The organism is Rhodococcus ruitaii, assembly GCF_055230935.1.
Genome location: NZ_JBUYWC010000002.1, coordinates 63,383 through 75,455, shown reverse-complemented (window position 1 = coordinate 75,455; position 12,073 = coordinate 63,383). Strand labels below are relative to the sequence as shown.

The window sequence follows — 12,073 nt, the reverse complement described above, 5'->3', positions numbered from 1 at the left end:
GCTCATGTCAGTTCTCACCGCACTGGGTCTCGTCGTTGCACTCGTCCTCGGGGTGGTGCTCGGCTGGCTGCTGCACGCATCACGCAGCGGCGACCGGGCAGCGCGCGCCGAGGCGAAGCTCGCCGCGCTCGAGGCCAACGAGTCGCAGCTCCGGCAGTCGTTGAGCGCAGTGAACGAGGATGCCGCGAGACGGCAGTCCGGAGCCGTAGGTGAGCAGGTGTCGCGGCTGGTCGGACCACTGCACGAAGCTGTCGGTGCGTTGTCCCGGCAGGTCGAGAACGTCGAGCGGAGCCGGATACACGCGTACGCCGGCCTGACCGAGCAGGTGGAGGGCATGCACCGCGCCTCCCAGTCGCTGTCGACGCAGACTCAGCAACTCGTCACCGCCCTGCGGGCACCGCAGGTGCGTGGCAGGTGGGGTGAGATCCAGCTCGAGCGGGTCGTCGAGCTGGCCGGGATGGTGCGGCACTGCGATTTCGACACGCAGGTGTCGAAGGAGGGTGTCCGGCCCGATCTGCTGGTCTACCTCGCGGGCGGCAAACAGATCGTGGTGGACGCCAAGGTGCCGTTCGCCGCATACCTCGACGCAGCGCAGGAGGAGGATTCGACACAGCGGGACCGACACCTGACCCGGCACGCACGCCAGTTGCGTACCCACATCGACCAGCTTTCCGCGAAGTCGTACTGGGAGTCGTTCGATCCGACACCCGAGTTCGTCGTGCTGTTCGTTCCGGGCGACCCGTTCCTCGATGCGGCGCTCGGCGCAGACCCGGATCTGCTCGAGTACGCGTTCGCGCGAAACGTGATCCTCGCCACCCCGACCACACTCGTGGCCCTGCTGCGCACGATCGCCTTCACGTGGCGTCAGGAAGCCTTGTCACGAGACGCCGCAACCATCCACAGGCTGGGTAGAGAGCTGTATCAACGCCTCGGCACGGTAGGCGATCATCTCGATCGGCTCGGGGGGCAACTGGGCAAAGCGGTCGATTCGTTCAACGTCACGGTGTCGTCGATGGAGACACGCGTGGGAGTCACGGCCCGAAAACTCAATGAGCTGGAACTTTTCGACGGCGACGTGCCCGAGGTTCGGCGCGTCGACTCGTGGCCGCGCCGCAGCACACTCGCAGAAACTGCCGAAACCGACGGTCCTGTCGACGAAGCAAGCTGATTCTCTCGGGTTACTGTTTACCTTGTGTCTGCATCCCAACGCGCTCGCTCGGCAGTGCCGCTCGACATGCGGTCGTTGGTCCCGTCGCTTCCCGGTGTTCCCTGGTGGGGGGCGCCGCTCATCGCGGTCGGCGTGACCCTCGTCGGGCTGCTGATCGATGCGGCCGGCGGCGACCAGTTGACCTCCACCTTCACCGCGTTCTATGTCCTCGGATGCATCGTGGCCGTTGCGGCGGTCCGCTACCGCGGACTGTTCACCGCGATGGCCCAACCACCGTTGTTGTTGCTGGTGGCGGTGCCGGTCGGTCAGGAAGTCCTTGCCTCCGGCAGCACGAGCGGCCTCAGGGACTTGGCACTGAACGTCGCATATCCCATGGTCAACCGGTTTCCGGCCATGTTGCTGGCCACCGTGGTGGTGCTGGCGATCGGTGCCGCACGGATCTTTCTCGCGAAACAGAACGCAGGTGTGCGTGCGCGTGCTCCGCAATCTCGTAGGTCCGCACCGGCTCGCGGTGCCGCTGCCGCGACCGGGCGTCGAGGGAGCGCGAAGCGCCCCACATCGGAGGCACCGAAACCGGCCGACGCTCCTCGTAAGGCCTCGTCATCACGGACGTCCGCGATGCGCAACCCCGCGGCGCGCGCAGAACGAGGCGAGCCACCCATGACGAAGGCCTCGGTGCGCGACGTCGCAGATTCACGCGGCCGGCCGGCAGCACCTCGTCGCCGGAACACGATGCCCCGGGCCGGCGACCCGGCACCGCGCGCAACAGCTGCGCCGCGCCGTGGCGATATCGATCCGAGGCGGGATCCTCCGCAGCGGCGACGCCCCCGGCCCGAGGAAGCATCCTTCCGAGCACCGCGGCCGACACCCATGGCAGGTGCCCCGAGGCAGGCCCCGGGGCACAGTCCGCCGGTGGCACGCTACCGGGATCGCGTCGAAGACTGACACGGAGCCCTCCGACGAGGGACAACCGCGACGAAAGGGCGACCGCTCAGCGGCGAGCGTCCCGTAGCTCCCGCGGCAGAGCGAACACGAGGGTCTCGTTCGCGGTGGTCACCGACTGCACGGTGTGGAATCCGGACTCGTCGAGCAGGTCGATCACGCCACGGACAAGGATCTCCGGCACGGAGGCACCCGAGGTGATTCCGATGGTCTCGACCCCTTCGAGCCAGGCTGGGTCGACTTCGCGGGCGTAGTCCACCAAGTGCGCCGCCCTTGCGCCGGCACCGAGCGCGACCTCGACGAGCCGGACCGAATTCGAGGAGTTCCGGGAGCCGACCACAATCACCAGATCGCATTCGGGAGCCATCGCCTTGACCGCCACCTGACGGTTCTGGGTGGCATAGCAGATGTCGTCGCTCGGCGGATCCTGCAGCTGCGGGAACTTCTCGCGCAGCCGCTGCACGGTGGTCATCGTCTCGTCCACGCTCAGGGTGGTCTGCGACAGCCAGATCACCTTCGACGGATCGCGCACCGTCACCGCGTCGACCGCGTCGGGGCCGTCGACGAGCTGGACGTGGTCGGGTGCCTCTCCTGCAGTGCCTTCGACTTCCTCGTGCCCTTCGTGACCGATGAGCAGGATGTCGTAGTCGTCGCGGGCGAATCGCTTCGCTTCCTGGTGCACCTTCGTCACCAGGGGACAGGTTGCGTCGATGGTGTGCAGGTTGCGGATGGCCGCCGACTCGTGCACAGCCGGAGACACTCCGTGCGCGGAGAACACGAGCACCGATCCCTCAGGGACCTCGTCGGTCTCGTCGACGAACACGACGCCCTGCTCGGCAAGAGTCTCCACGACGTGGCGGTTGTGCACGATTTCTTTGCGGACGTAGACCGGAGCACCGTGCTTCTCGAGAGTCTTCTCGACGGTTTCCACTGCACGGTCCACACCGGCGCAGTAACCTCTCGGCTCGGCGAGAAGGACGCGCTTTCCCGGCGCAGATGCACCGGGTGACCGTGTGATTCCTACTTCGAGCGGAACAGGCGCAGACATACCTCCAGAGTACGGGCCGAGCGGCCACCTCGACCCGCTCGGCTACCAATGACACCGTTCGTGAGGCAGGGTGAGGGAATGATCCGTCCACCGTTCATGGCACGGGTGGCCGCCGGCGTGGCCGTCACCGCGTACGAAGAGACCCTCCGACTGCCGAGTACTGCCGTCGCGCTCCCGATGACCACGGTGAGCCAGATCCTGCAGACAGCGATGCGGATGCAGCAAGTGATGACCGGCCTGGCGATCAAGGGCGATCAGCTGTTCGACGCGTTCGGATCCGCGCCCTCCGCGGAACCCGAGTGGGCAGTGTTCGACGAGGACAAAGACCCTCTCACCAGCAACGATGAACCCGCAGAGAAGGACTCGACTCCGACGCCCGCATCGGCGTCCGGGCGCTTTGCGCTGTACTCGACACCACCAGGCGAGGTTGCGGGGAAGCCGACCCCTGCCCCCGCGTCCACCACTGCCCCCGCGTCGAGGCAGTCGTCCAGCACCGCTGCTGCCCCGTCCGAATCATCCGCGATCGAGGCAAAGACTCCTGCCGCGGCCGAGGCGAAGCGGCCGCCCGCAGGCAAGCCTGCCGCAGAGAAGTCCACCGCGAAGAAGGCGCCCGCGAAGAAGGCTGCCGACACGCGACCCTCCTCCTCGAAGCCAACTGTGACGAAGGCCTCACCAGCAAAGAAAGCCTCACCGGCGAAGAAGGCAGCCCGGAAGTCTGCCGCGAAAGCAACCGCCGACTCGGCAGCCAAGCCGACACAGCCGGCCGAGATCGCCGAGTACCTCGACTACGACTCGCTGACGCTCGCGCAACTGCGTGCTCGTCTCCGCACGTTGTCGGTCGAGGATCTCACCGCGCTGCTCGCCTACGAGAACGCGAATGCCGAGCGGGCACCGTTCGTCACGATGCTGTCCAATCGCATCTCCAGCGCCGAACGCAAGTGAACACCGGTCCGTCCGGCGCCCGCGCCAACACTGCGGACAACCCGTGGCCGGTGCGTACCGTGTCGCAGAAGATCTCCGGGTGGATCGACAAGCTCGGCACGGTATGGGTGGAAGGGCAGCTCACCCAGATCAACGCCCGGCCCGGGACCCGGACCGCGTTTCTGACCCTGCGCGACCCGTCGGTCGACATGTCGTTGCAGCTCACCTGCGACCCGCAACTTCTCCGCGCGTCCGAGGTACCGCTCACCGAGGGCACCAGCGTCGTAGTGTTCGGCAAGATCACGTTCTGGCCGGGTCGCGGCAGTCTGGCATTGCGGATCACCGAGATCCGTCCCGTCGGTATCGGCGAACTACTCGCCCGCCTCGAGCGCCTGCGCAAACTCCTCGCCGCGGAGGGACTGTTCGATCCCCGGCTCAAACGCCCCCTGCCGTTCCTCCCGCAACGGATCGGGCTGATCACCGGCCGAGCCAGCGCTGCAGAACGCGACGTGCTGTCGGTCGCGGAGCGGCGGTGGCCGGCCGTGCAGTTCGATGTGCGCAACACCCCGGTGCAGGGCCCGACCGCGGTGCCGCAGATCCTCGACGCGCTCGCCGCGCTCGACAAGGACACCGACGTGGATGTCATCATCCTCGCGCGCGGCGGCGGCAGTCCCGAGGATCTCCTGCCGTTCTCCGACGAGGCCCTGTGCCGCGCGATCGTCGCGTGCACCACACCCGTCGTCAGTGCGATCGGGCACGAACCCGACAGCCCGCTGTCCGATCACGTGGCCGACTTGCGGGCCGCGACCCCCACCGACGCCGCGAAACGTGTGGTGCCCGACGCGGTCGCCGAGCGCGATCTCGTCGACGATCTCCGGGCCCGGGCGGCCGGCGCGCTGCGGAACTGGGTGCGCAGAGAAGAACACGTCGTTGCCCAGCTGCGCGACCGGCCGGTGCTGGCCGATCCGATCGCCGCACTCGACCGGCGGACCGACGAGATCGACCGGCTCCGGGTGGCCGGACGGCGCGACGTCTCGCGGACGGTCGCGGCGGAGGCAACGACCGTCGAGCATCTGCGGGCACGGCTGTCCACACTCGGACCTGCGGCAACGCTCGCCCGCGGCTACGCCGTGGTGCAGCGGATCGTGGCCGACGACGATCCCGAGGTGGTGCGATCGGTCGACGATGCCCCGCCCGGCACACAACTGCGGGTGCGAGTGGGTGACGGTGCGGTGCGGGCCGTCGTCATGGGACGAGAGAATTAGAGGATCACACTGTGAGCGACACGAACTCCGATATTGCCGAACTCGGCTACGAACGCGCACGCGACGAACTGGTGAACGTCGTCAAGATGCTCGAACAGGGCGGTCTGGACCTGGACGATTCACTCGCATTGTGGCAGCGCGGTGAGGCACTGGCCAAGCGGTGCGAGGAACACCTCGCCGGTGCACGTCGACGTGTGGAAAACGCACTCGCGCACGCGGACGACACCGACGACGAGTACGACGACGGGGACTAGACGAGTCGCGAGCCGGTCAGGGCTGCAACGGCTCGGCGACGCCGACCGTGGTAGCGAGCTCGGTGAATTCCTCCGCGGTGCCCGAACCGCCGATCAGGATGCGAACATCACCGAAATCCGACACCCACAGCGCTTCGACACCCTCTCCCCCGTAGACCGTCCAATCGCGGGTTCCGATCTGCTCCGCGCCGGTGACGCGACGTGATTCGCCGGCCACGAACCGAACGAGTTCGTCCTGGCCGGCATCGGACTGGGTGAGGCGCACATAGCGGCCTCCGGCCGTGACGAATCCCACGGTGCTCGAATCGCCGCCCTGGTTACCCGCGATGATGCTGCGGCTCCCTGAATTGGACTGCCAGCCCTCGGGCACCTCCGGGTGCCGAATGGGGAAACCCAATTCCTTCGCGTCGTACTTCAGGCCCGCATCGAGATCGAAGCTCGGCGCAGGACCGGCCGTCGGACCACCCGGGCTGAAGGAGCATTGGCTCGCGATCCCGGCAATGACCAGCATTGCGACAACCAGCGGAATCAGCGACCAGGCCATATCGCGGGTGTCGTTCAGGATGCGAGGTTTCTTGGAGGCCACCGGTCCAGTCTGACAGCCCGCCCCGATGTGCAATGCGCCCGCCCTGGGTCCGACACGTCATCCCGGCCCGGGTGATGAGACAATAACCACGCGAAACACCATCCGATCGTGCGGCCCCGATCCCGGCGGCCACGAATGCGTCGGCGTCACTCGAGCGCCGACCCACTTTCATCAGGAGGCAGTAGCCCATGACGGCCAGCACCCCACAGCGCCGCGAAGCTCCCGACCGCAACCTCGCGCTCGAACTGGTGCGCGTCACCGAGGCCGCAGCAATGGCAGCAGGCCGCTGGGTCGGACGCGGCGACAAGGAGGGCGGTGACGGAGCCGCCGTCGACGCCATGCGCCACATGGTGAGCTCGGTGTCGATGCAGGGCGTAGTCGTGATCGGTGAGGGCGAGAAGGACGAAGCGCCCATGCTCTACAACGGCGAGGAAGTCGGCAACGGCGACGGTCCGCTGTGCGATGTCGCTGTGGACCCGATCGACGGGACCACCCTCATGTCGAAGGGCGCCCCCGGTGCGATCGCAGTGCTCGCTGTTGCCGAGCGCGGCGCAATGTTCGATCCGTCGGCCGTGTTCTACATGGAGAAGATCGCGGTCGGCCCCGAAGCAGCCGACGTCATCGACATCACCGCCCCGGTCGCGGAGAACATCCGTCGTGTGGCGAAGGCCAAAAACATCGCGATCCCGGACCTGACCGTCACGATCCTCGATCGTGAACGTCACACGGGAATCATCAGCGAGGTGCGTGAAGCGGGTGCCCGGATCCGGTTGATCACCGATGGCGACGTTGCCGGCGCCATCGCGGCGGCACGACCCGGTTCGGGTGTCGACATGCTGCTCGGTATCGGTGGCACCCCCGAAGGCATCATCGCCGCAGCCGCCATGCGCTGCATGGGTGGCGCGCTGCAGGGCCGGCTGGCGCCGAAGGACGACGCCGAACGCCAGAAGGCCGTCGATGCCGGGCACGACCTCGATCGGGTGCTCACCACGACAGACCTGGTGACGGGCGAGAACATCTTCTTCTGCGCAACCGGTGTCACCGACGGTGAACTGCTGCGTGGCGTCCGCTACACGCCGGGTGGAGCGGAGACGCAGTCGATCGTGATGCGCAGCAAGTCCGGCACGGTCCGCATGGTCGAGGCCTACCACCGGCTCAAGAAGCTCGGGGAGTTCTCGTCGATCGATTTCCAGGGTGTCGACGGCGCGGCGCCGCCGCTCCCCTGATCCTGAAGCACCACTGTGGGGTGCCCCGGACATGTTCTGTCCGGGGCACCCCACAGTTCTATGCGGCGGGCCTACCGTAGACGGCATGACCGACACTTCCGAGCAGTCTTCCCCTCAGTACCGCATCGAGCACGACACCATGGGTGAGATCAAGGTCCCGGCCGACGCTCTCTGGCGCGCGCAGACACAGCGCGCCGTCGAGAACTTCCCGATCTCCGGGCGGGGCCTCGATCGCGCACAGATCCGCGCTCTCGGACTCCTCAAAGGCGCATGCGCGCAGGTCAACAAGGATCTCGGGCTCCTCTCCACCGAGAAGGCCGACGCGATCATCGCCGCCGCACGCGAGATCGCCGACGGCAGGCACGACGACCAGTTCCCGATCGACGTGTTCCAAACGGGTTCGGGGACGAGTTCGAACATGAACGCCAACGAAGTCATCGCGTCGATCGCCGCGCAGGCCGGTGTCACTGTGCACCCGAACGATCACGTCAACATGTCGCAGTCCTCGAACGACACGTTCCCCACCGCGACACATGTCGCTACGACCGAAGCTGCGGTGACCGATCTCGTTCCGGCGCTCCATCGGCTGCAGGGTGTGCTCGGCGACAAGGCCACCGAGTGGCGGACCGTCGTCAAGTCCGGTCGCACACACCTGATGGATGCCGTGCCCGTCACCCTCGGTCAGGAATTCGGCGGCTACGCCCGCCAGATCGAGGCCGGTATCGAGCGGGTGCAGGCCACCTTGCCGCGCCTCGGTGAGCTTCCCATCGGCGGGACTGCCGTCGGCACCGGGCTCAACGCTCCGGATGATTTCGGACCGCGGGTCGTCACCGAACTCGTCAGGTCCACCGGTATCGATGCGCTGAGACCGGCACAGAACCGGTTCGAGGCGCAGGCCGCGCGGGACGGTCTCGTGGAGGTGTCCGGTGCGCTGCGCACGATCGCGGTGTCGCTGACCAAGATCGCCAACGACGTGCGCTGGATGGGGTCGGGTCCGTTGACGGGTCTCGCCGAGATCCGGCTGCCCGATCTGCAGCCCGGAAGCTCCATCATGCCCGGCAAGGTCAACCCCGTTCTCCCCGAGGCTGTTACACAGGTTGCGGCACAGGTCGTCGGGAACGATGCCGCGGTTGCATGGGGTGGTGCGGCGGGCGCGTTCGAACTCAACGTCTACATCCCGATGATGGCGCGGAATGTGCTCGAGTCGATTCGACTCCTCGCCAACGTCTCGCGATTGTTCGCCGATCGGTGCATCGTGGGCCTGGTTGCGAACGTCGAGCATCTTCGGACACTCGCCGAGTCGTCGCCGTCGATCGTGACCCCGTTGAACTCCGCGATCGGCTACGAGGAGGCCGCCGCAGTAGCCAAGGAAGCCTTGAAGGATCGGAAGACCATCCGGCAGGCGGTGATCGACCGCGGGCTCATCGGTGGGGACCTCAGCGAAGACGAGCTCGACCGTCGCCTCGACGTGCTCGCGATGGCGAAGGTCGAACCCGAGCAGTGACCGATGCCTCGGCAGACCTTCCCGGCCCCGAAGTCCGGGGCCGGGATTCGTGTCATCCCATCGTCACTTCGGTCTGACCGTCGATGTAGGTGATGTTGCCATTGGCGAAGTCGCTCTGCAGCCCGTTCTCGATCGGGTGTTCGTCGCTGACCGGGAAGCCGAGCTCGCCGCCGGCTCCACCTTCGGCCTCCCACGCAACCCGGATCTCACCCCACACGACGTGGGCGTCACTGTCGGGACTCCACGCGATGATGCCGCCCTCGAATTCTGCGACGTTGCCGTCGCCGACATCTTCCTGGTCTCCGGTGGCCATACCGAGCGGGCTCGATTCACCGCCGACCTCGTTGTACTTGGCGAGGATCTCCCCGCTCAGTTCGACTGATTCGCCGTCTGGACCTGGAACGGCACTGGTCTGATCCACTGCCGGTTCAGTGCCTTCCGTCCCCTCACGTTCTGTGGTTTCCTCGGCACCGGTGGTCTCACCAGCGCCCTGTGCCTCGGATACGACGCTCTCGGCTACGGACTCCACCGCGCTGGTGGCACTACCCACCGCATCCTCGGCCGAGTTGTCGTCGCCGCAAGCCGAGGCCACCAGACCGACTGCAGCAAGCGCAGCAACGGTGGCTGCCATTCGACGGTTGATTCGGTTCATGGATCTTCTCCTGTCGGGCCACCCGCACCGATCGTGGCGCACGAGAGTGGACAAGCGGACCTCCTGACCGTAACCGCGGATGACCGGTGTTCGTCGCGGTTCGGCGTGCATGAGTCCACTTTCCCCTCCGAATGCCGACCTCTGAGCGAATGTCACATTCAGTTCGGTAGTCGTACTGAATGTGACATTCGGTCAACGGGTTACGCACCCGGCGCGAACTCCTCGAGCATCTCGGTGACGAGTGCCGCGATCGGCGAACGCTCGCTGCGCGTCAGCGTGATGTGCGCGAACAGCGGATGTCCCTTCAGCTTCTCGATCACCGCTGCCACACCGTCGTATCGACCGACACGCAGGTTGTCGCGCTGCGCGACATCGTGGGTGAGCACGACCCGCGAACCGGCACCGAGCCGCGACAGCACCGTCAGCAGCACATTGCGTTCGAGCGACTGCGCTTCGTCGACGATCACGAACGAGTCGTGCAGCGATCGTCCGCGAATATGGGTGAGCGGCAACACTTCCAACATCCCTCGGGCCGCTACCTCCTCCATCACCTGTGCGCTCGCGAGTCCTTCGAGCGTGTCGAACACGGCCTGGCCCCACGGGTTCATCTTCTCCGCCTCGGTCCCCGGGAGGTAGCCGAGTTCCTGTCCGCCGACGGCGTAGAGAGGCCGAAACACCACGACCTTGCGGTGGGACCGCTTCTCGAGTACTGCCTCCAGGCCCGCCGTCAGAGCAAGCGCCGACTTGCCGGTTCCTGCCTTGCCGCCCAGCGACACGATGCCGACGGATTCGTCGAGCAACAGATCCAGCGCGACCCGCTGCTCGGCGGAGCGTCCGTGCAGACCGAATGCCTCGCGGTCTCCGCGGACCAGCTGCACCTGCTTGTCCGCGGTGACCCGGCCGAGTGCGCTCGACGATCCCCCGAGCAACCGGATGCCGGTGTGGCACGGAAGATCCCGGGCTGTGTCGAGATCGACGACGCCCGCGGAGAACAACTCGTCGATCAGCGCCTTGTCGACTTCGAGTTCGGTCATGCCGCTCCAGCCGGACGTGACCACATCCTGGGCGTGGTATTCGTCCGCGGTCAGGCCGACCGCTCCGGCCTTGACCCGCAGCGGCGTGTCTTTGCTGACGAGCACGACGTCGCGACCCTCCGCTGCGAGATTCATCGCACACGCGAGGATCCTCGAGTCGTTGGAATCGGTGCGGAAGCCCGAGGGCAGGACCATCGGGTCGGTGTGGTTGAGCTCCACGTGCAGCATCCCGCCGGCGTCGCCGACCGGAATCGGCCGATCGAGCCGACCATGGCGCTGCCGCAGGTCGTCGAGCAACCGCAGTGACTCCCGTGCGAACCACCCGAGTTCGTGGTGATGGCGCTTGCCCTCGAGCTCGCCGATCACCACCAAAGGCAGCACGACCTCGTGTTCGGCGAATCTCGTGACCGCCCACGGATCGGAGAGCAGGACGGAAGTGTCCAGCACGTAGGTGCGTACAGCCGGGACGGAGCGTGTTGCGTTCACGTGAGGCTCCTCGACCTGCGCGGCACCGCGCAGATTGTTCGGTGGCCGGTCGTTCCCTGGTGGTCCTCACGGACACGAGGGCCGGGTGCCGGCCCCTCGCTCGGACTGTTCTGCCGCACGATCAGGGACCTCCCGTGTAGCCGGCACCTGCGCCGCCTACACCATCGACGCTAACCCCGACGTGCTCCCCCCGCTCGGTAGCGGTGAGGCGTGTCGGTGAAGTTTGGGTTAACCCCGATCGTCGTGTCGCTTCACCGTGTCACGGTCAGCTGCTCCTCGTGTGGCACATTGCGGTGGGCCGTCGCTTCGAGTGCCTCGATGACCGTGCCGGTCGTCTCGACTCGGCCTACTCGTTTCGCGACGTAGTCGAGGGCCATGACGTGCTCGTCGCGGGAGAAGTCGGCGGTGCCGTCCGCGACCATGAACGGCGCGACGTCGCTCATGAATGCGTCGGCCGCGCTGAGCATGCAGCCCATATGGGCGTAGACGCCGGTGACGATCAGCTGATCACGGCCGTAGTGCGCGAGCAGTTGCCGGAAATCAGTGCGCTGAAACGCCGAGTAACGCCACTTGGTGACCTGGATGTCGGCGAGGTCGGGGGCAAGTTCGTCGATCACGTCGGTGTCACGACCCGCGGTCAGACCCGTACCCCAGAAGTCGGCGAGGATGCCTCGGCGCGACGGGTGCTGGTCACCCGGCTGCATCGTGTACACGACGGGCACACCGGCGGCCTTGCACGCCTCGCGGATGCGAACGATATTGGGAACCACGACCGACAGCGGTTCGGCGTCCGGTTCGTATGCGTCGATGAAGTACTTCTGCATGTCGTGGATCAGCAGGACGGAACGCGAGGCATCGAGAGCCCACTCGACTCTGGCATCCGGGAGTTCGTCACGGGTGGGCATCGAGTACGGAGAGATGGCGGGAATGGCCATGCGGCGTCGTCCTTCTGGTCTCGGGGGCACAAGGGTGGTCTCGAACAGGTGC

Annotated in this window: 12 protein-coding genes; 7 read left to right on the top strand and 5 right to left on the bottom strand. The window is 66.6% G+C overall.

Annotation, left to right across the window (positions count from 1 at the left end):
* Nucleotides 1-4 precede the first annotated feature (4 nt).
* Both ACZI8W_RS01345 and ACZI8W_RS01340 read left to right on the top strand, forming a co-directional pair.
* On the top strand, nt 5-1,168 hold the full coding sequence (locus ACZI8W_RS01345; protein ID WP_463366688.1) for a DNA recombination protein RmuC: 1,164 nt from the start codon (nt 5-7) through the stop codon (nt 1,166-1,168).
* 24 nt (nt 1,169-1,192) lie between these two features.
* Nucleotides 1,193-2,113 (top strand): DUF6542 domain-containing protein, encoded by a 921-nt coding sequence (locus tag ACZI8W_RS01340; RefSeq protein ID WP_463366687.1) that lies wholly within the window; start codon nt 1,193-1,195, stop codon nt 2,111-2,113.
* A gap of 46 nt (nt 2,114-2,159) precedes the next feature.
* Here the strand turns inward: ACZI8W_RS01340 and ACZI8W_RS01335 are convergent, their stop codons facing one another.
* A complete protein-coding gene (locus tag ACZI8W_RS01335; protein WP_463366686.1) occupies nt 2,160-3,158 on the bottom strand; it encodes a 4-hydroxy-3-methylbut-2-enyl diphosphate reductase in 999 nt (332 codons plus the stop codon).
* Nucleotides 3,159-3,236: 78 nt separating this feature from the next.
* On the opposite strand from ACZI8W_RS01335, the gene ACZI8W_RS01330 reads away from it, so the two are divergent.
* From ACZI8W_RS01330 to ACZI8W_RS01320, 3 genes are read left to right on the top strand one after another with little or no spacing between them, the layout of a single operon-like run.
* Nucleotides 3,237-4,100, top strand: coding sequence for a lipid droplet-associated protein (locus ACZI8W_RS01330; RefSeq protein ID WP_463366685.1), 864 nt, complete (start codon nt 3,237-3,239; stop codon nt 4,098-4,100).
* Entirely contained in the window at nt 4,097-5,344 is a 1,248-nt protein-coding gene (gene xseA, locus ACZI8W_RS01325; RefSeq protein WP_463366684.1) for an exodeoxyribonuclease VII large subunit, read from the top strand. The genes ACZI8W_RS01330 and xseA overlap by 4 nt, the downstream gene beginning before the upstream one ends.
* Before the next feature lie 11 nt (nt 5,345-5,355).
* Nucleotides 5,356-5,598: an exodeoxyribonuclease VII small subunit gene (locus ACZI8W_RS01320; protein WP_463366683.1), complete on the top strand. Its 243-nt coding sequence runs from the start codon at nt 5,356-5,358 to the stop codon at nt 5,596-5,598.
* A gap of 16 nt (nt 5,599-5,614) precedes the next feature.
* On the opposite strand, the gene ACZI8W_RS01315 is transcribed toward ACZI8W_RS01320, so the two are convergent.
* Nucleotides 5,615-6,184 (bottom strand): DUF4245 domain-containing protein, encoded by a 570-nt coding sequence (locus tag ACZI8W_RS01315; RefSeq protein ID WP_463366682.1) that lies wholly within the window; start codon nt 6,182-6,184, stop codon nt 5,615-5,617.
* A 188-nt stretch (nt 6,185-6,372) separates the two neighbouring features.
* Between ACZI8W_RS01315 and glpX the strand changes: the two genes are divergently transcribed.
* Nucleotides 6,373-7,410, top strand: a complete 1,038-nt coding sequence (gene glpX, locus ACZI8W_RS01310) for a class II fructose-bisphosphatase (RefSeq protein ID WP_463366681.1) — start codon at nt 6,373-6,375, stop codon at nt 7,408-7,410.
* 85 nt (nt 7,411-7,495) lie between these two features.
* Nucleotides 7,496-8,914, top strand: coding sequence for a class II fumarate hydratase (locus tag ACZI8W_RS01305; protein WP_463366680.1), 1,419 nt, complete (start codon nt 7,496-7,498; stop codon nt 8,912-8,914).
* A 52-nt stretch (nt 8,915-8,966) separates the two neighbouring features.
* Here ACZI8W_RS01305 and ACZI8W_RS01300 read toward each other — a convergent pair whose 3' ends face one another.
* The 3 genes from ACZI8W_RS01300 to ACZI8W_RS01290 all read right to left on the bottom strand — a co-directional run bounded on the left by ACZI8W_RS01300 (nt 8,967) and on the right by ACZI8W_RS01290 (nt 12,021).
* Nucleotides 8,967-9,566 (bottom strand): LGFP repeat-containing protein, encoded by a 600-nt coding sequence (locus ACZI8W_RS01300; RefSeq protein ID WP_463366679.1) that lies wholly within the window; start codon nt 9,564-9,566, stop codon nt 8,967-8,969.
* A 200-nt stretch (nt 9,567-9,766) separates the two neighbouring features.
* Entirely contained in the window at nt 9,767-11,086 is a 1,320-nt protein-coding gene (locus ACZI8W_RS01295; protein WP_463366678.1) for an RNA 5'-3' helicase PhoH2, read from the bottom strand.
* A 251-nt stretch (nt 11,087-11,337) separates the two neighbouring features.
* Nucleotides 11,338-12,021 (bottom strand): isochorismatase family protein, encoded by a 684-nt coding sequence (locus ACZI8W_RS01290; protein WP_463366677.1) that lies wholly within the window; start codon nt 12,019-12,021, stop codon nt 11,338-11,340.
* Nucleotides 12,022-12,073 lie beyond the last annotated feature (52 nt).